This is a genomic window from Serratia rhizosphaerae, from assembly GCF_009817885.1.
Classification (GTDB): Bacteria; Pseudomonadota; Gammaproteobacteria; order Enterobacterales; family Enterobacteriaceae; genus Serratia_B; species Serratia_B rhizosphaerae.
In genome coordinates this window covers 4507778-4526498 of the sequence record NZ_CP041764.1, presented here as the reverse complement: position 1 = coordinate 4526498, position 18721 = coordinate 4507778, and the positions used below count along the sequence as shown (strand labels likewise).

Below are 18721 nucleotides of genomic sequence, written 5' to 3'. Positions count from 1 at the left end.
CCTTTTTTATTACAACATTTTCCTGATGACGTAATGCAGGATGCCATCGTTCTGGTAGTAGGTCAGCTCGGTTTGCGTGTCGATGCGGCAGCGGGTATCCACCACCTCTTCACGGCCGTCGGCATAGGTGATATGCAGCGGCACCGTCTGCCCCGGCTGCAGACTCTGCAGGCCGCCGACGCTGATGCTCTCATCCCCGCTCAGCGCCAGCGTTTTGCGCGTCACGCCCTGCGGAAATTCCAGCGGTAAAATCCCCATGCCGATCAGGTTTGAGCGGTGAATACGTTCGAAAGACTCGGCGATCACCACGCGCACCCCGAGCAGGCGCGGCCCTTTGGCAGCCCAGTCGCGGCTGGAGCCGGAGCCGTACTCTTTACCGGCGACCACCGCCAGCGGCACCTGCTCCTGCTGATAACGCATCGCGGCGTCATAAATCGCCATCTCTTCCTGTGACGGGATATGGCGCGTATAGCCGCCTTCCACCCCCGGCACCATCTCGTTGCGGATGCGGATATTGGCGAAGGTGCCGCGCATCATCACCTCATGGTTGCCGCGACGTGAGCCGTAGGAGTTGAAGTCACTGTCCGCCACCCCGTGCTCGCTGAGGTAACGTCCCGCCGGGCTATCGTGCTTGATATTGCCCGCCGGGGAGATGTGGTCGGTGGTGACAGAATCCGCCAGGATCGCCAGCAGGCGTGCGTTGTTGATATCCTGCACCGGCTCGGGTTTTTCCTGCATGGTGCTGAAGAACGGCGGATGGCGGATATAGGTGGAGTCCTCCTGCCAGTTATAGGTCGCCGACGCAGCCACCTCGATTGCCCGCCACTCCTCGTCGCCGTTAAACACTTCGCTGTATTCCTTACGGAACATCTCGGTGCGGACTTCCTCTACCGCCTTGGCGATATCGGTATTGCTTGGCCAAATGTCTTTCAGATACACCGGTTTACCGTCGTGCCCTTCTCCCAATGCATCCTTGGCCAGATCCAGCTGCATATTACCGGCCAGCGCATAGGCGACCACCAGCGGCGGCGACGCCAGCCAGTTGGTTTTTACCAGCGGATGGATACGACCTTCAAAGTTACGGTTGCCGGACAGCACCGCACCGACGGTCAGATCGCCGGTTTTAATCGCCTGCTCGATCGGCTCCGGCAGCGGACCGGAGTTACCGATACAGGTGGTGCAGCCGTAACCCACCAGATTAAAGCCCAGCGCCTCCAGATAAGGCATCAGCCCGGCGCTGGCGAAGTAGTCGGTCACGACTTTGGAACCCGGCGCCAGCGAGGTTTTCACCCATGGCTTCACCTGCAGGCCTTTATCCACCGCATTTTTCGCCAACAGGCCGGCGGCCATCATCACGCTGGGGTTAGAGGTGTTGGTGCACGACGTGATGGCGGCAATCACCACCGCGCCGTTGCTGAGCGGATGTGTTGCGCCGTCCAGCGTGAAAGGAACGGAGTCCGCCCGGTTTTTCTGGCCGCCTATGTCCAGCTCGGTCGCGGCCTGGAAGGCCTGCGGCACTGCCGACAGCGCCACCCGATCCTGCGGCCGCTTCGGCCCGGCCAGACTGGTTTCCACCGTCGACATATCCAGCGCCAGCGAACTGGTGAAAACCGGCTCATCGCCGGGATGACGCCACATGCCCTGCGCTTTGGCGTAACTTTCCACCAGCGCGATCTGCTCGTCGCTGCGTCCGCTCAGTTTCAGGTAGCCGAGCGTGACCTCATCAACCGGGAAGAAGCCACAGGTAGCGCCATATTCCGGCGCCATATTGGCGATGGTGGCGCGGTCCGCCAGCGGTAATTGCGCAAGGCCGTCGCCGTAAAATTCCACGAACTTGCCGACCACGCCGTGCTTACGCAGCATCTGCGTGACGGTTAACACCAAATCGGTGGCGGTGATGCCCTCACTGAGTTTACCCGTCAGTTTAAAGCCCACCACGTCCGGGATCAGCATCGATACCGGCTGCCCCAGCATCGCCGCTTCCGCTTCGATACCGCCGACGCCCCAGCCGAGGATGCCCAGGCCGTTAATCATGGTGGTATGGGAATCGGTGCCCACCAGCGTATCCGGGTAGGCGATGCGTTTGCCGTCCTGCTCCTCATGCCAGATGGTCTGGCCCAGATACTCAAGGTTGACCTGGTGGCAGATCCCGGTGCCCGGCGGCACCACACGGAAGCGGTTAAAGGCTTGCTGCCCCCAGCGCAGGAAGGTGTAACGTTCGTGGTTGCGCTGCATTTCGATGCGCACGTTATCGGTAAATGCCTGCGGGTCGCCGAACTCATCGACGGTTACCGAGTGGTCAATCACCAGATCTACCGGCGACAGCGGGTTGACCTGTTCGACATTGCCGCCCAGCCGCTGCACCGCTTCGCGCATCGCCGCCAGATCGACCACCGCCGGCACGCCGGTAAAATCCTGCATCAGCACGCGCGCCGGGCGGTAGGCAATTTCACGGTCGGCATGTCCGCTGCGCTGCCAGTCGACGATCGCTTGTAAATCCTCAACCTGCACCGTATCGCCGTCGATATGACGTAGCAGGTTTTCCAACAGCACTTTCATGGACTTCGGCAGCCGGTCGATATCTCCGAGCTGTTTGGCCGCCTGTGGCAGGCTGTAATAGTGATATTCGCTATTCAGTGCAACCAGCTTATCCATACTCGTTTCACTAAGATTGGACGACATAGCTCCTCCATTTTTATTATGTCAAAAACAGGGTAATTACTGAGGTCTTGTTTAAAGATAACACAAACGTAATGTAACGTTTTGATAACAACACGATTTGATCACAGCGATAGGCAAAAGCGATGGCGCGCCGATAAGCGCTAACAAAGTCAAAGGGTTAGGATGAAACCCACCAAAAAAGGAGCAATAAACAACCACATCATTGGCAAGGATTGTGGACGCCGCGTGCGACAAAAGACAGGAAAACACCTAGGCATCGGCAGGCAAAAAGTAACGCCGGGATCCGGCAGGAATTAATCGTTCTGCACTTTGGTCAATACCGCTTCACCAGTGCCGCGATTAAAAGAGAGATAAAAAACCGCGCCGCCATGTCGTTCCTGCTGCGACCAAACCTCATTAGCGCCAAGTCGCCGCTTATCCAGAGCGTAACCCAAGCCCCGCAGATAAATCCTGAGCGGCTCGATGTCAGAGGCACGTTGAAAAATAATAGCGTTTGATGGTGCATGCCCGTCGCCGGGCTGCGAGACAAAAACGTAATCCGCTGAAATACGCGGCGCTTGCGCGATCTCTTTATCCGTCAGGATGCGATAGGTAAAAAAGTCGTTTTCCGTGTATTCAGTCACCTCATTAACGCCTGATGCAACGACATAGATAAACACACCACTCAGAAGAAGCACGCCCATCAGCGTCAAACTGCCCCACTTCAACAACGTTCTCACGGTTACCTCACTCCTTTGAATTCAAATGATGTTCCATTGCCCGTAAGAACGTTGACAGTCCCGGACGTAAAGTCATCCCACGGACGCATCCACGTCATAAAATGTGGAAGATTTACCTTGTACGGTTGGCGCCTGACACAAGGGTCGCTTGGATCAGGAAAAAGTATCGGTAGAAAACCGCTATTTTTATGGGAGCCGATAGAGCCGTAATAATCCCATCGACGCACAGCCGCAGTATAACTCACGGGCCTGACTCGATAATCATATCGGCCAGGAATCATATAACGATAAAATCCAAACAGGTTAGAAACGAGATCTTCACCACTATAGCCGCTGTCTGTATACCACGAAAAAACACGCTGGCTTTGTAAGTTTTCAAAGAAAAACGATGTATTCAACATCATCGCCAACATAGCTTGTCAGCCATTCAAATTTCGCTCCATCCTGTATATCCCGTCGAGTACTCATAACCTATATCCTTTCAGGTTAACATATTGATTTTTTATTAATATTTAGCACATGCATGCTGGAAAATCTGCAGATTATTTTAAGGGTATAAACAGAAAAAGATGTGACCTGGGTCTAGAGTAAATTTACAGTGAATCGCCACGATGACACTTTTGAATGCGTGACCCACTCCATGTTAGTAAAAAGCTATCAGACCATAACTCAGCTCTATAGATGATAGCGTCGAGGGCACGTTAGAAGGGATGTGTGGTGAGTATGTAACGTGAATCAATATCGCCTTGGCTCTGCGCTCTAAGGAGATATGAAAACGGGAGGGATAAATGTTCCCTCCCGGTAAGTCTGGCTTTACAGCCTGTTTCAATCAACAGATTGAAACAGGTGAGCGAACACCCGAGTGTTGATCCTGCGGTAAATCGTTAATTTTACGCCCTACTTCACCGGCAGCTTGATGTCCTTGAACATCGCCTCGATCTCTTCATTCGAGCGCAGCGCCACCGCGGTGTCCACCACGTCGCGCGTCAGATGCGGCGCAAAGCGCTGGATAAAGTCGTACATATAGCTGCGCAGGAAGGTGCTGCGGCGGAAACCGATTTTGGTGGTGCTGTAGGTGAACACATCGCGGGCGTCGACGGTCACCAGATCCGGATCCTGCACCGGGTCGACCGCCATGCTGGCAATCACCCCCACCCCTAGCCCCAGGCGGACGTAGGTTTTGATCACGTCGGCATCGGTAGCCGTGAACACGATACGCGGCGTCAGCCCGGCGCGGTTAAAGGCGGTATCCAGCTCTGAACGACCGGTAAAGCCGAAGGTGTAGGTCACTATCGGATATTCGGCCAGCTCTTCAATGGTGATATGGCTTTTGCCGGCTAACGGATGATCGGGTTTCACCACCACCGCGCGGTTCCAGTGGTAGCACGGCAGCATAATCAGGTCGTCGTACAGATGCAGCGCCTCGGTGGCGATAGCGAAGTCGGCGGTGCCTTTGGACACCGCTTCGGCGATCTGCGTCGGCGACCCCTGATGCATATGCAATGAGACGCGCGGATAACGTTCGATAAAGCCTTTGATCACGTTAGGCAGCGCATAGCGCGCCTGCGTATGGGTGGTGGCGACGTACAGGGAGCCTTTATCCGGATAAGTATGTTCGCCGGCAACCGCTTTGATTGCCTCGACCTTGGACAGCACCTCGCGCGCGATGCGGATAATCTCCTGGCCTGCCGGCGTCACCTGCGTCAGGTGTTTGCCGCTGCGGGCGAAGATCTGAATACCCAGTTCATCCTCCAGCATACGCACCTGTTTGCTGATGCCGGGCTGAGAGGTATAAAGCCCTTCCGCTGTCGATGACACATTCAGGTTGTGATTAACCACTTCCACAATGTAACGAAGCTGCTGCAATTTCATATCTTATACCATCCTAGGTTAAACACTGCGGCCAGGCCGCATTCAGGTATATCGGTGTTTCCCGGTATGCTGAAAAGTTGGTGAGCCATAACACAGTGTTAACCCAGATGCTGCAGAAAACGCCGTTGTTAATAAGCTTTAATCATAAATACATATTTTTATATAACCACTATATCACGCCATAGCTTCAAGTATAGATCCACGTCACACTATGATAACGATTATTTCGCATTACTATCAATGCGCAACGCCGGTCCGCGGTGATTAAAACGCACCAGAATGGCCGATTTCCCCGGGCACGGGCATAAAAAAACCAGCCGCCCGGGCTGGTTTTTTAAGATTGCTGCCGTCAGCAACGATTACTTTTTGGTTTCAACCCATTTGCCGTCGACGAAGAACGCGGTCCAGCCGGTGGCCTTGCCCTCTTTCTCCGAAGAGACGTACTGCTGCTTGGTCTTACGGCTGAAGCGCACCAGCGTTTTGTTGCCTTCCGGATCGGCCACCGGCGCATCGGCCAGGTAACGCAGTTTTTCCGGCAGACGGTCCTTAAAGCGCTGCAGTTCTTCCACCAACGGCGCTCGGGTTTCGCGCGATTTAGGGAACGTATTGGCCGCCAGGAACACGCCGGCCGCGCCGTCACGCAACACAAAATAGGCGTCCGACTTGGCGCATGGCAATTCCGGCAACGGCACCGGATCTTCCTTCGGCGGCGCGACTTCACCGCTGCGCAGGATTTTACGCGTGTTCTTACAGTTTTCGTTGGTGCAGCCCATGTATTTACCGAAGCGCCCCATTTTCAGGTGCATTTCAGAACCACACTTCTCACACTCAACCACCGGGCCGTCATAGCCTTTCAGGCGGAACTCGCCCTCTTCAATCTCGTAACCGTCACAGGCCGGGTTGTTGCCGCACACGTGCAGTTTGCGCTGGTTATCGATCAGGTAGCTGTCCATCGCGGTGCCGCACTTCTGGCAGCGACGGCGCGCGCGCAAGGCGTTGGTTTCCGCATCGTCCCCTTCCAGTATGTTAAGCACTTCGGCTTCCGGCACCAGGTTGATGGTGGTTTTGCAACGCTCTTTCGGCGGCAGCGCATAGCCGGAACAGCCGAGGAACACCCCGGTGCTGGCGGTGCGAATGCCCATCTGGCGGCCGCAGGTCGGACAGTCGATGCTGGTCAGCACCATCTGGTTCGGGCGCATCCCGCCTTCTTCCGGGTCTTTTTCCGCCGTTTCCAGCTGTTCGCTGAACTCGGCAAAGAACTCGTCCAGCACCGCTTTCCACTCCGCGTGGTTGTTCGCCACCTGGTCGAGGCCATCTTCCATGCGGGCGGTGAAATCGTAGTTCATCAACTCGCGGAAGTTCTCTTCCAGCCGGTCGGTGACGATTTCGCCCATTTTTTCCGCATAGAAACGGCGGTTTTCCACCCGCACGTAGCCGCGATCCTGAATGGTGGAGATGATCGAGGCATAGGTGGAAGGACGGCCGATGCCGCGTTTTTCCAGCTCTTTCACCAGCGATGCTTCGCTGTAGCGCGCAGGCGGCTTGGTAAAGTGCTGGCTCGGGATCAACTGCTGCAGATCCAGCTCGCTGCCGATGTCGACAAACGGCAGAGTGCGATCTTCATCGCCCTTGCGCAACGCCGGCATCACCTTGGTCCAACCGTCGAAACGCAGCGTGCGGCCTTTGGCGCGCAGCTGGTAATCACCGGCTTTTACCGTCAGCGTGGTGGAATCGTACTGCGCCGGCGTCATCTGACAGGCGACAAACTGACGCCAGATCAGCTGATACAGTTTTTGCGCATCCGCTTCCATATCTTTCAGCTGTTCGGCCACCACGTTCACGTCCGAAGGACGAATCGCTTCGTGCGCTTCCTGAGAATTCTCTTTGCTGCTGTACTGATTCGGCGCTTTCGGCAGGTATTTCTCACCGAAGCTGTCGCCGATATAACCCCGCACCATATTGAGCGCATCCTGGCTCAGGTTGGTGGAGTCGGTACGCATATAGGTAATGTGGCCCGCTTCATACAGACGCTGCGCCATCATCATGGTTTTCTTCACGCCGAAGCTCAGACGCGTACTGGCCGCCTGTTGCAGCGTGGAGGTAATAAACGGCGCGCCCGGCTTGCTGCTGGTCGGTTTGTCTTCACGATCCTGCACCGTGTAGCGCGCTTTCTCCAGCAACGCCACCGCCGCGTAGGTCTGGTCGCGGTTTACCGGTTTGAACGGTTTGCCGTGCGCATGGGTCACTTCCATCTGCAGCGCGGTTTCACCCTGCGCCAGCAGGTCGGCGCGTAGTTCCCAGTACTCTTCCGGCACGAAGGCTTTGATATCGCGCTCGCGCTCCACCACCAGGCGGACGGCCACCGACTGTACGCGGCCGGCGGACAGGCCGCGGGCAATTTTCTTCCACAGCAGCGGCGAGACCATATAGCCCACAACGCGGTCCATAAAGCGACGCGCCTGCTGGGCGTTAACCCGGTCAATATTCAGTTCGCCCGGCTCGCTGAACGCCTGCTGAATGGCGTTTTTGGTGATTTCGTTAAACACCACGCGGCTGAAGCGCTGATCATCGCCGCCGATCACTTCCCGCAGGTGCCAGGCAATGGCTTCCCCTTCGCGGTCCAAGTCGGTTGCGAGATAAATGTGGTCGGCGTTTTCCGCTAACGATTTTAACTCTGCGACAACTTTTTCTTTACCAGGCAGGATTTCATAATGCGCTTTCCAGCCGTGATAAGGATCGACGCCCATTCGGTTTACCAGCGCCGTCGTTGCGTCTTTTTTAACTTTTTTCTTGGCCTTGGTTTTGTCTTCGCTTGAGTCAGCGCTCTTTTTGCTGGCTGAGCCACTGGTCGGCAAATCACGGATATGACCGACGCTGGACTTCACCACGTAGTCATTACCCAAATATTTATTAATAGTTTTGGCTTTTGCCGGGGACTCAACTATTACAAGAGCTTTACCCATATTTACCTTTACCTAATTTATTTCTTCTGAAAAGAAGTCTTTTATCTCGCCGTGCCGCGGCAATTCACATCTCTTTTTTATATTGCGGCAGTCTGGCCGGAGATCAACATGTTTTTTTCCGTTGGCTGCTTAACTGCTCAACCTGAACGCAAGTTGCTGATCGCCCCCGCCTTTCAGCCATGCTCCAGAGGTATGGCCGTCTATGGCTCGCCGTTGGCGTAAACAAAAATTTCCACCTGAGGCCGCAAAATCCCACACTGTACCTGATAAAAAGCGCCACGCAACCTAATTAGCACGGAAAACGCTTTTTCGCCAATTTCCATAGCCTGCCAGCCGTCCAGACGGCAGCTAAACCTTAGTTTATTTGCGGATAAACGGAAAGCAGCGCTAGTATATGCGCAGTAAAGATATCCGGAGTGCAATAAATGAACAATGATACTTCACCGATTAACCGCGAAGCGTTACTCAAAGAAGCAAATAACATCATCCGTCAGCATGAGGATTATCTCCACGGCATGGTCGCCACCGATGTCGAACAAAAAAACGGCGTGTTGGTATTTCGCGGCGAATACTTTTTAGATCCGGACGGTTTGCCGACGGCAAAAACTACGGCGGTATTTAATATGTTTAAACATCTCGCCCACCGACTTTCAGAAAAATACCATCTGATCGATTGAGCGACGGATAAAAAAACGGGGGCCAAGGCCCCCGCGATACTCCCCGGCTTACAGCAGCGGCTTTTCTCCGCGCTGCCACCAGCGCAGCAGCAGGCGATCGGCGCTTTCCGCCGCGCTGCCGGTAAAGCGGTCGATCAGCCGTTTATGGCGGGTATAGCGCACCCCGATCACCTCATGGGTTTCCATTTCGGCAATCAGCAGGTCATCGCTGGTGCCCACCGCGTCGACCAGCCCTTTTTCCCGGGCCTGCGTGCCGAGCCAGTGCTCACCGGTCGCCACGCTGTCGATATCCAGCGAAGGACGTTGCTGATGGACGAACTGCTTGAACAGCAGATGGGTTTCATTCAGCTCCTCGCGGAACTTCTCACGCCCCTCGTCGGTGTTTTCACCAAACAGCGTCAGCGTACGTTTGAACTGACCGGCGGTGTGCAACTCGACGTCCACATTGTTCTTTTTCAGCAGGCGGTGGAAGTTGGGGATCTGCGCCACCACGCCGATGGAGCCGATGATGGCAAACGGCGCCGCCACAATGCGATCCGCCACGCAGGCCATCATATAACCGCCGCTGGCGGCGACTTTGTCCACCGCCACCGTCAGGCGGATGCCGCCGTTGCGCAGGCGTTCCAACTGCGAAGCGGCCAGGCCGTAGCCGTGCACCACGCCGCCAGGGCTTTCCAGACGCAGCAGCACTTCGTCCTGCGCCGTTGCCACCGCCAGCACGGCAGAGACCTCTTCGCGCAGTGAAGAGACTTCATGCGCGTCCATGCTGCCCTTGAAATCCAGCACGTAGAGACAAGGCTTACCCGCCTCCACCGCGCCCGCCTTCGCCCGCTGCTTTTTGAGCTTATCGTCGGCCTTGGTCTGCTTCTTAAACTGCTTGTTCCAGATTTTTTGCTCTGCCGCATCCATCCGCGCCAGACGCATATCACGCTGCATATCGCGGTATTGTTCGCCGAGATCGGTCAGCCGCAGCTCCCCTTTTTGCTGGCTCTTGCGATGTCCCAGGCTTACCGCCAGCAGCGCCAGCGCGGCGATAGCGATCGCCACCGTGGCGACCTTGGCCAAAAACAGGCCGTAAACAGATATAAACTCCACAGATTCCGCCTTGATAACAGGTTGTTAGTTGTCTTCGTTCATTCTAGCCAACTGTTCCCCCGGCTGTCGCGGCAAATTCCCCTTCCTGGAATACGCGACGCATCGGATGAGCGTCTTCACCCGGGCGGCACGCTGGGATTGTTCCGTTTTTGTTACAAAAGAATGCCGTTTCGCCCGCCTTATCATTGAAAATGCGATCCGTTTCAGGCATATAACACGCATTATTTATCAATGTGATCATCGCATTCGCTGCGGGGCCAGCGCGACCGTCGAACCGACACGCCCGCCGCCGGCCTCCCACACCCACTGCATTTCCCCGAAAACGGTGGAAATTGCCCGTCACGGCGCGAGGAATTATTGTGCATTACAACCCTAAACACGATCTGCTGGAGCAACGCATCATTCTGGTTACCGGCGCAGGCGACGGCATCGGCCGCGAAGCCGCATTAACCTATGCGCGTTTCGGCGCACAGCTGGTGCTGCTGGGCCGCACCGAAAGCAAACTGTTGGCTGTTCGCGACGAAATTGCCGCCCAAGGCGGCGCGCCGGCGCTGACCGTCACGCTGGATCTGCTGCATGCCACGCAGGAGCAATGCCGCCAGGTCGCCGCCGACCTGACGGATCAGCTGCCGCGTCTGGACGGCGTACTGCATAACGCCGGCCTGTTGGGTGATATCGTGCCAATGGCCGAGATCGATATGGCAATGTGGCACGATGTGATGCAGGTCAACGTCAACGCCACCTTTATGCTGACCCAGGCGCTGCTGCCGCTGCTGTTAAAATCCCCTGCCGGCTCGCTGATCTTTACCACCTCCAGCGTTGGCCGCATGGGACGCGCCGGCTGGGGCGCTTATGCCGTCTCCAAATTCGCCACCGAAGGCATGATGCAGGTGCTGGCGGAAGAGTATAAAAGCCGTCATCTGCGGGTAAACTGCATCAATCCGGGCGGAACGCGCACTAGTATGCGCGCCGCCGCCTTCCCGCATGAAGACAAAAACAAGCTGAAAACCCCGGCGGATATCATGCCGCTGTACCTGTATCTGATGGGTGATGACAGCCGCCGTAAAACCGGCATGAGCTTTGACGCCCAGCCCAACCGCAAACCCGGCGCCACCGAATAGGGAGAATGCCTTATGGCTGAAGATCGCCACCAGCAGCGTCAGCAGCGTTTAAAAGAGCAGGTCGACGCGCGTATTGCCGCCGCGCAGGAAAGCCGGGGGTTACTGTTGGTATTCACCGGCAACGGGAAAGGGAAAACCACTGCGGCGTTCGGCACGGTCACCCGCGCGGTAGGCCACGGCATGCAGGCCGGCGTCATTCAGTTTATCAAGGGCGAATGGCCCAACGGTGAAAAGAATCTGCTGCAGCAGCATGGCGTGGAGTTTCAGGTGATGGCTACCGGCTTTACCTGGGAGACGCAAAGTAAAGAGAGCGATACGGCGGCCTGTCAGGCGGTCTGGCAGCACGGTAAACGCATGCTGGCCGATGCGTCGCTGGATGTGGTGCTGTTGGATGAGCTGACCTATATGGTCGCATACGGCTATCTGGAACTGGAAGCGGTAATGACGGCGCTGGCGCAGCGCCCGGCCCATCAGACGGTGATAATTACCGGCCGCGGCTGCCATCGTGATTTACTGGAACTGGCGGATACGGTGACGGAGATGCGGCCGGTGAAACATGCGTTTGACGCCGGCATCAAAGCCCAACAGGGCATCGACTGGTAATCATCCTCCGCGTAGCCGTCGATTGGCGGCTACGCGGGGCTGCGGATTAGCTGCGTTTACGCGCCGGCTTGGCGGCAGATTTAGCGCCCACCGGCTTGCCGCCGCCGTTGCCACGACGTCCTGGAGAGACCTGGCTGTGACGCTTCACCGCACGGCGAATCTGGTTGGCCTTCACACGGCGACGCTCACGCTCGACCGGCAGCTTGCTGACCGTTTCCGGCTTCAGCTCCACCAGTTCGCGTAGGTAGTTGATCGATGACAGATCCAGTTCAGCCCAGCCGCCGCGCGGCAGGCCTTTCGGCAGATCGATATCACCATAACGCACGCGGATCAAACGGCTGACCTGTACGCCGACCGCCTCCCATAAGCGACGCACTTCGCGGTTGCGTCCTTCGGTCAGCGTTACGTTGTACCACTGGTTCAAGCCTTCCCCGCCCTGGAACTTGATGGTGCGGAACGCCGCCGGGCCATCTTCCAGCTGTACGCCACGGCTCAGCTGTTTCACCTTGTCGTCGTCAATCTGACCGAATACGCGCACGGCATACTCACGTTCAACTTCACGACTCGGGTGCATCAGACGGTTGGCCAGTTCACCGTCGGTAGTGAACAGCAGCAGCCCCGAAGTATTCACATCCAGACGGCCCACGGCCACCCAGCGCGAACCACGCAGTTTCGGCAGACGATCGAACACCGTCGGGCGCCCTTCCGGATCGCTGCGGGTGCAGAGCTCGCCTTCCGGCTTGTAATAAGCCAGTACGCGGCACACCGCCTCTTCCGACTCTTTTACCGACACCACATGGCCGTCAATACGGATTTTCATCGCCGGATTCACTTCCACGCGATCGCCCAGCGTCGCCACTTTACCGTCGACGCTGACGCGTCCGGCTTCAATCATGCCTTCAATTTCACGACGCGAACCGTGACCGGCACGCGCTAAAACTTTCTGTAATTTTTCGCTCATGGAGCAACCTCTTGCGTCGCCTTCACAGGCGTCTGCGTATACTATACGTTCAATCAGTTACGGCAATCGGCGCCATAACCCTATAATCTTGCATACTTTTTGGCACGCTGCATGGCACACGCGGCACCACACCAGCTACCACGCATCATTCAACGTGGCCGCACATTCTACACAAATTTTAGAATTAATGATTCTAAAAAGAATGTTCGTTTTTCACTCAGCGCTGACAGCCTGAAATAAGCCTAATAACGCATAAGCACGTTTCTACGCACACCATGCGCAAGACGCCAGCGCAAAGCATGTGGAATGACGGTGTACCGCCAAGAATCATCAGTAACCGCCTCGGCCACAACACAGACGTTACTTTACGCTAGCCGGATATCACCAGGGATCAGATGCCAAGGGTAAACGCTGAGAATCTTACAACGTGGGGAATAAGACAGGGCCGGCGAACGCCGGCCCTGGCGGCTTAATGGCGCTCGCAAGGATAAGCGGCCGCCAGCGCCAGCATAATCACCGACGGCGCCGAATAGTGCAGTTGTTCAGGATGGTCGTTGAGGTATTGCATCACCGCATCGGACGCCGTGCCGACGCTCATTCCGGCATCCGGGCAGATGTTGCGGTTGCCCTGCATCGAATAGGTATCGAATACCCCGGCGACATAGCCCATGAACATACCGCCGTTCAACGCCTCGGCGACGGTCGCCACGCCGTTTTTATTCTTCACATAGCCGTCACTTTCCGCTAACAGCGCGCTGCCAGAATAAAAACCGGCGTTCGCCGCCGAAGAAGCCAGTAAGGAAGCGACCAGTAAAGTCTGTTTTATCATTGTTACGCGCCCTGCCATTACTTATTATTTTGTTATCGTAGAATAGCGGTTTTCGCCACGTTTGCGGTCGCGAAAGCCGATTTTCAGAATTTCTATAGAGTTATCAGCGGAACGGCGACGGGTCGCCGGCGCCCTCGCGCACCACTTCCGGCGCGGCCTCCGTCAGATCCACCACCGTGGTCGGCTGTTGCCCCAGGAAGCCGCCGTGGATCACCAGATCGACCTGCTTACCCAGATGATCGCTAATCTCTTCCGGGTCGGATTCGGCAAAATCATTGCCCGGCAGCATCAGCGTGGTCGACATCATCGGTTCATCGAGCGCTTCCAGCAGCGCCAGCGCAATCGGGTTGGACGGTACGCGCAGGCCGATGGTTTTACGCTTGTCATTCATCAGGCGACGCGGCACTTCCTTGGTCGCCTTGAGGATAAAAGTGTAATGCCCCGGCGTATTATTCTTGATCAGGCGGAATGCCGTGTTATCCACATAAGCATAGGTCGACAGCTCCGACAAATCGCGGCACATCAGCGTAAAGTTATGGTGGCCGTCCAGTTGACGAATGCGGCAGATACGCTCCATGGCCGATTTCTCTTCCAGCCGGCACCCCAGCGCATAGCCGGAGTCGGTCGGATACACGATCACCCCGCCTTTACGCAGCACATCAACCGCCTGATTGATTAAACGCGGTTGCGGGTTGTCCGGGTGAATATAAAAAAGCTGGCTCATCTGTTACTCCTAAAAGTGCTGCACGCGGACGCCGCCGCCCGCACTCATGCCTGATGCGTCAGGCTAACCAATCATTGCCGCGCCGGCGGCCAGTCACGCCACACCGGCTCTACGCCGCCGGGCAGCCACAGTTTGCGTCCCAGTTCAATCCAGGCGCAGGGTTGGTGAAAATCTGAGCCCTGCGACGCCAGCAGCTGAAAATCCTGGGCATATTGCGCCAGCTGCGTACGTTCATTCGGCGCCTGCTGACACTGGGCAACTTCCATCGCATCGCCGCCGTGTTCGGCAAAATACGCCAGCAGGCGTTTTAGCCATTTCGCCGTCAGATCATAACGACCGGGATGCGCGACAACCGCCTGTCCGCCGGATTGATGAATCACATCAATGGCTTGTTCTATTGTACACCACCGTGGCGGAACGTAGCCGGTTTTCCCCTTGGCCAGATATTTTTTAAACACCTGGGCGATATTGTCGGCGGCGCCGACCTGCACCAGGTAACGGGCAAAATGTCCGCGCGTTACCGCCCCGCCGTCGGCCAGCCGCTGTGCGCCTTCAAAGGCGCCTTCGATACGCGCTTTGGCCAAACGGACGCCAATTTCCTGCGCGCGCTGCTGCCGCCGTTCAATCTGCTCCGCCAACAGCTGCACCATCGCCGGATGTGCCGGATCGATGCCCAGACCGACGATATGGATCTCGTGATTTTCCCACCGGGTGGAGATCTCCACGCCGTTGACCAGCCGCAGCGGCAGCGCCTGCTGCTCAATGGCCGCCGCCGCCGCAGCCAGGCCGTCGGTGGTGTCGTGATCGGTAATCGCCAGTACGCCGACGCGCATCTCCGCCGCACGCTGTACCAGTTGTGCTGGCGTGCAAGATCCGTCTGAAGCGGTAGTGTGGCTGTGGAGATCGTACAGGGTAAAGGCGGAGGATGGAGCAGTGGTGTCAGTCAAAAGAAATATCCTGCAATGGCTTAGCTTTTTATCATAACCGCTAATACCGTCCGGACGGAAATCTATTCTCCGGCCCCGACGATGCGTTGGATGAAAATAATTCACGACGCTGATAAAAACATTGCTGATTAAAAGTATTGACATCGCAGCCATGAACCAGTTAACTAGTACACAAGTTCACGGCAATCCCCGTGTTGGATGATAATTAGCGAGAGCGCGATAATGAGCAAACAAACTTCTCTTCTTCGTTGGTGGCGTACCTCCCTTTCGCGGGCGGTGTAATCACGCATACCTGTCATCCGACAATGCAGATTCTCCAGGCCCGCAGTAATGCGGGCTTTTTTATGGGCAAAATTTAACGGGAAGTACAGTCAATGAGCAAACCACAACTGACATTACTCAAGGCGCAAGCCGACTACCGGGGCGACCCCACCACCCTGTTCCATCAGCTGTGCGGCGCCCGGCCGGCCACACTGCTGCTGGAGTCGGCGGAAATTGAAAGCAAACAGAACCTGCAAAGCCTGCTGGTGATCGATAGCGCACTGCGCATTACCGCACTGGGGCGTCAGGTCAGCCTGCAGGCGCTGAGCGCCAACGGCGCCGCGCTGCTGCCGCTGCTGGATGAGGCGCTGCCGGCCGAGGTGCAGATTGCCGTACGCCCCAATGGCCGTGAGCTGACCTTCCCGCAGATTGATGCAGTGCAGGATGAAGATGCGCGTCTGCGTTCGCTGTCGGTATTCGATGCGCTGCGCACGCTGCTGAAGCTGGTCGACTCCCCGGCCGACGAGCGTGAGGCAATGATGCTGGGCGGGCTGTTCGCTTACGACCTGGTGGCCGGTTTTGAAGCGCTGCCGCAGCTGCGTCAGGACCAGCGCTGCCCGGATTTCTGCTTCTATCTGGCGGAAACACTGCTGGTGCTGGACCACCAGCGCGGCGTCGCCCGCCTGCAGGCCAGCGTGTTTACCGGCGACGATGCGGAGCAGCAGCGTTTGCAACAGCGTCTGCAACAAATACAGCAGCAGCTGAAGCAAACGCCGCAGCCGATTCCCCACCAGACGCTGGAAAACATGCAGCTAAGCTGCAACCAGAGCGATGAGCAATATGGCGCGGCGGTCAGCGAACTGCAGCAGGCGATCCGCCACGGAGAAATCTTCCAGGTGGTGCCGTCACGCCGCTTCTCCCTGCCTTGCCCGACGCCGCTGGCGGCCTACCAGACGCTGAAGGACAATAACCCCAGCCCGTATATGTTCTTTATGCAGGACAACGATTTCACGCTGTTCGGCGCATCGCCGGAAAGCGCACTGAAATATGACGCCGGCAACCGGCAGATTGAAATCTATCCGATCGCCGGCACCCGCCCGCGCGGCCGCCGAGCCGACGGCTCCCTGGATCGGGACCTCGACAGCCGCATTGAGCTGGAGATGCGCACCGACCATAAAGAGCTGGCGGAGCACCTGATGCTGGTCGATCTGGCGCGTAACGACCTGGCGCGCATCTGTCAGGCCGGCAGCCGCTACGTGGCCGATCTGACCAAAGTGGACCGCTACTCCTTCGTGATGCATCTGGTGTCACGCGTGGTTGGTACGCTGCGTCAGGATCTGGACGTGCTGCATGCCTATCAGGCCTGCATGAATATGGGCACGCTGAGCGGCGCGCCGAAGGTGCGCGCCATGCAGCTGATCGCCGCCAGCGAAGGCAGCCGCCGCGGCAGCTACGGCGGTGCCGTGGGCTATTTCACCGCCACCGGCGATCTGGATACCTGCATCGTGATTCGTTCCGCCTATGTGGAAGACGGCATCGCCACCGTGCAGGCCGGCGCCGGCGTAGTGCTCGACTCTGTCCCGCAGGCGGAAGCCGACGAAACCCGCAATAAAGCACGCGCCGTGCTGCGCGCCATCGCCACCGCGCATCATGCCAAGGAGGTGTTCTGATGGCCGATATCTTACTGCTCGACAACGTCGACTCTTTTACCTACAACCTGGTGGATCAGCTGCGCGCCAGCGGTCATCAGGTGGTGATCTACCGCAACCAGATTGCCGCCGAAGTGATTATTGAACGGCTGAGCCAGCTGGAACAGCCGGTGCTGATGCTGTCGCCGGGGCCTGGCGCACCGGCCGACGCCGGCTGTATGCCGGAGCTGCTGCAGCGTCTGCGCGGCCGGCTGCCGATTATCGGCATCTGTCTGGGGCATCAGGCGATTGTGGAAGCCTACGGCGGCCACGTCGGCCAGGCCGGCGAAATCCTGCACGGTAAGGCCTCGGCCATTCGCCACGACGATGACGCAATATTCGCCGGCATGGCGAACCCGCTGCCGGTCGCGCGCTACCATTCGCTGGTGGGCAGCAACATCCCCGCCGCCCTGACGGTGAACGCCCGCTTTGGCGACATGGTGATGGCGGTGCGGCACGACGCCGATCGCGTTTGCGGCTTCCAGTTTCATCCGGAATCGATTTTAACCACGCACGGCGCGCGCCTGCTGGAACAAACGCTGGTCTGGGCATTGGCTCAGCCGCCAAAGGGGGCAGAATAATGCAGCCTATTCTTGAAAAACTGTACCGCGCCGAGTCGCTGAGCCAGCAGGAAAGCCAGCAGCTGTTCAGCGCCATCGTGCGCGGCGAACTGGAAGCCAGTCAGCTGGCCGCCGCGTTAATCAGCATGAAAGTACGCGGCGAGCGGCCGGCGGAAATTGCCGGCGCGGCCAAGGCGCTGCTGGCGGATGCTCAGCCGTTCCCTCGTCCGGACTACCTGTTCGCCGATATCGTCGGCACCGGCGGCGACGGCACCAACAGCATCAATATTTCCACCGCCAGCGCCTTTGTCGCAGCGGCCTGCGGCGCCCGGGTGGCCAAACACGGCAACCGCAGCGTCTCCAGCCGTTCTGGATCTTCCGACCTGCTGGCGGCCTTCGGCATCCGTCTGGATCTGCCGGCCGAACAGGCGCGTCAGGCGCTGGACGATTTGGGCGTCTGTTTTCTGTTCGCCCCGCAGTACCACACAGGGTTCCGCCATGCGATGCCGGTGCGTCAGCAGTTGAAAACCCGCACGGTGTTCAACGTGCTGGGGCCGCTGATTAACCCGGCGAGACCGCCGCTGGCGCTGATTGGCGTTTACAGCCCCGAACTGGTGCTGCCGATCGCCGAAACGTTGCGGGTGCTGGGCTATCAGCGCGCCGCCGTGGTACACGGCGGCGGCATGGACGAGGTGGCGATCCACACCAGCACGCAGGTGGCGGAGCTGAACAACGGCGACATCACCACCTACACCCTGACGCCGGCGTCGTTCGGCCTGCCGAGCTACCCGCTGGAGGCGCTGCTGGGTGGGACGCCGGAAGAAAACCGTGACATTCTTGCGCGGTTGTTACAAGGTAAAGGCGAGCCTGCTCACGCCGCAGCAGTGGCGGCTAACGTCGCGTTACTGCTGAAATTATTCGGACAGGAAGACCTGCGCCAAAACGCGCAGCAGGCATTAGCGATGATTGACAGCGGCCAAGCCTATGAGCGAGTAACCGCGTTGGCAGCAAGAGGATAA

At 57.6% G+C, this 18721-nt stretch carries 13 protein-coding genes, 2 pseudogenes and 1 other annotated feature; of the genes and pseudogenes, 5 read left to right on the top strand and 10 right to left on the bottom strand.

Annotation, left to right across the window (positions count from 1 at the left end; translation table 11 throughout):
• Nucleotides 1-9: 9 nt before the first annotated feature.
• The 5 genes and pseudogenes from acnA to topA form a co-directional block, all read right to left on the bottom strand.
• Nucleotides 10-2682, bottom strand: coding sequence for an aconitate hydratase AcnA (gene acnA / locus FO014_RS21060; protein ID WP_160030936.1), 2673 nt, complete (start codon nt 2680-2682; stop codon nt 10-12).
• Nucleotides 2683-2975: 293 nt separating this feature from the next.
• On the bottom strand, nt 2976-3401 hold the full coding sequence (locus tag FO014_RS21055; protein WP_105231311.1) for a hypothetical protein: 426 nt from the start codon (nt 3399-3401) through the stop codon (nt 2976-2978).
• Nucleotides 3402-3403: 2 nt separating this feature from the next.
• Nucleotides 3404-3814: pseudogene (locus FO014_RS24075) on the bottom strand (hypothetical protein); the annotation flags it as partial.
• Between the two features lie 484 nt (nt 3815-4298).
• A complete protein-coding gene (cysB, locus tag FO014_RS21045; RefSeq protein ID WP_015672511.1) occupies nt 4299-5273 on the bottom strand; it encodes an HTH-type transcriptional regulator CysB in 975 nt (324 codons plus the stop codon).
• Between the two features lie 359 nt (nt 5274-5632).
• The gene (gene topA / locus FO014_RS21040) at nt 5633-8236 is read right to left on the bottom strand and encodes a type I DNA topoisomerase (protein WP_105231312.1); all 2604 of its coding nucleotides are present in this window, start codon (nt 8234-8236) and stop codon (nt 5633-5635) included.
• A gap of 425 nt (nt 8237-8661) precedes the next feature.
• Between topA and FO014_RS21035 the strand changes: the two genes are divergently transcribed.
• A complete protein-coding gene (locus FO014_RS21035; RefSeq protein ID WP_160030935.1) occupies nt 8662-8913 on the top strand; it encodes a YciN family protein in 252 nt (83 codons plus the stop codon).
• Nucleotides 8914-8961: 48 nt separating this feature from the next.
• On the opposite strand, the gene sohB is transcribed toward FO014_RS21035, so the two are convergent.
• Complete coding sequence (sohB, locus tag FO014_RS21030) at nt 8962-10008, bottom strand: protease SohB (protein WP_105231314.1); 1047 nt, start codon at nt 10006-10008, stop codon at nt 8962-8964.
• Nucleotides 10009-10367: 359 nt separating this feature from the next.
• Between sohB and FO014_RS21025 the strand changes: the two genes are divergently transcribed.
• On the top strand, nt 10368-11129 hold the full coding sequence (locus tag FO014_RS21025; protein ID WP_160030934.1) for a YciK family oxidoreductase: 762 nt from the start codon (nt 10368-10370) through the stop codon (nt 11127-11129).
• Between the two features lie 12 nt (nt 11130-11141).
• Entirely contained in the window at nt 11142-11732 is a 591-nt protein-coding gene (gene cobO / locus FO014_RS21020) for a cob(I)yrinic acid a,c-diamide adenosyltransferase (protein WP_111736997.1), read from the top strand.
• Between the two features lie 46 nt (nt 11733-11778).
• Here the strand turns inward: cobO and rluB are convergent, their stop codons facing one another.
• The 4 genes from rluB to rnm all read right to left on the bottom strand — a co-directional run bounded on the left by rluB (nt 11779) and on the right by rnm (nt 15193).
• A complete protein-coding gene (rluB, locus tag FO014_RS21015; RefSeq protein ID WP_160030933.1) occupies nt 11779-12693 on the bottom strand; it encodes a 23S rRNA pseudouridine(2605) synthase RluB in 915 nt (304 codons plus the stop codon).
• 469 nt (nt 12694-13162) lie between these two features.
• The gene (locus FO014_RS21010; protein WP_160030932.1) at nt 13163-13522 is read right to left on the bottom strand and encodes a Rap1a/Tai family immunity protein; all 360 of its coding nucleotides are present in this window, start codon (nt 13520-13522) and stop codon (nt 13163-13165) included.
• A gap of 103 nt (nt 13523-13625) precedes the next feature.
• Entirely contained in the window at nt 13626-14246 is a 621-nt protein-coding gene (locus FO014_RS21005; protein WP_160030931.1) for an L-threonylcarbamoyladenylate synthase, read from the bottom strand.
• A gap of 71 nt (nt 14247-14317) precedes the next feature.
• Nucleotides 14318-15193, bottom strand: a complete 876-nt coding sequence (rnm, locus tag FO014_RS21000; protein ID WP_160030930.1) for an RNase RNM — start codon at nt 15191-15193, stop codon at nt 14318-14320.
• Nucleotides 15194-15436: 243 nt separating this feature from the next.
• Nucleotides 15437-15539, top strand: a sequence feature (Trp leader region).
• A 28-nt stretch (nt 15540-15567) separates the two neighbouring features.
• On the opposite strand from rnm, the gene FO014_RS20995 reads away from it, so the two are divergent.
• Both FO014_RS20995 and trpD read left to right on the top strand, forming a co-directional pair.
• The gene (locus tag FO014_RS20995) at nt 15568-17124 is read left to right on the top strand and encodes an anthranilate synthase component 1 (RefSeq protein ID WP_160030929.1); all 1557 of its coding nucleotides are present in this window, start codon (nt 15568-15570) and stop codon (nt 17122-17124) included.
• Nucleotides 17124-18721, top strand: a pseudogene (trpD, locus tag FO014_RS24070) (bifunctional anthranilate synthase glutamate amidotransferase component TrpG/anthranilate phosphoribosyltransferase TrpD). Before FO014_RS20995 ends, trpD begins: the two are co-directional and overlap by 1 nt.

What these genes read in the sequence shown, in the direction of transcription:
- rluB (WP_160030933.1), bottom strand. Translation starts at nt 12,693, where the DNA reads ATGAGCGAAAAATTACAGAAAGTTTTAGCGCGTGCCGGTCACGGTTCG.
- FO014_RS20995 (WP_160030929.1), top strand. Translation starts at nt 15,568, where the DNA reads ATGAGCAAACCACAACTGACATTACTCAAGGCGCAAGCCGACTACCGG.
- FO014_RS21035 (WP_160030935.1), top strand. Translation starts at nt 8,662, where the DNA reads ATGAACAATGATACTTCACCGATTAACCGCGAAGCGTTACTCAAAGAA.
- FO014_RS21005 (WP_160030931.1), bottom strand. Translation starts at nt 14,246, where the DNA reads ATGAGCCAGCTTTTTTATATTCACCCGGACAACCCGCAACCGCGTTTA.
- acnA (WP_160030936.1), bottom strand. Translation starts at nt 2,682, where the DNA reads ATGTCGTCCAATCTTAGTGAAACGAGTATGGATAAGCTGGTTGCACTG.
- cysB (WP_015672511.1), bottom strand. Translation starts at nt 5,273, where the DNA reads ATGAAATTGCAGCAGCTTCGTTACATTGTGGAAGTGGTTAATCACAAC.
- FO014_RS21010 (WP_160030932.1), bottom strand. Translation starts at nt 13,522, where the DNA reads ATGATAAAACAGACTTTACTGGTCGCTTCCTTACTGGCTTCTTCGGCG.
- topA (WP_105231312.1), bottom strand. Translation starts at nt 8,236, where the DNA reads ATGGGTAAAGCTCTTGTAATAGTTGAGTCCCCGGCAAAAGCCAAAACT.
- cobO (WP_111736997.1), top strand. Translation starts at nt 11,142, where the DNA reads ATGGCTGAAGATCGCCACCAGCAGCGTCAGCAGCGTTTAAAAGAGCAG.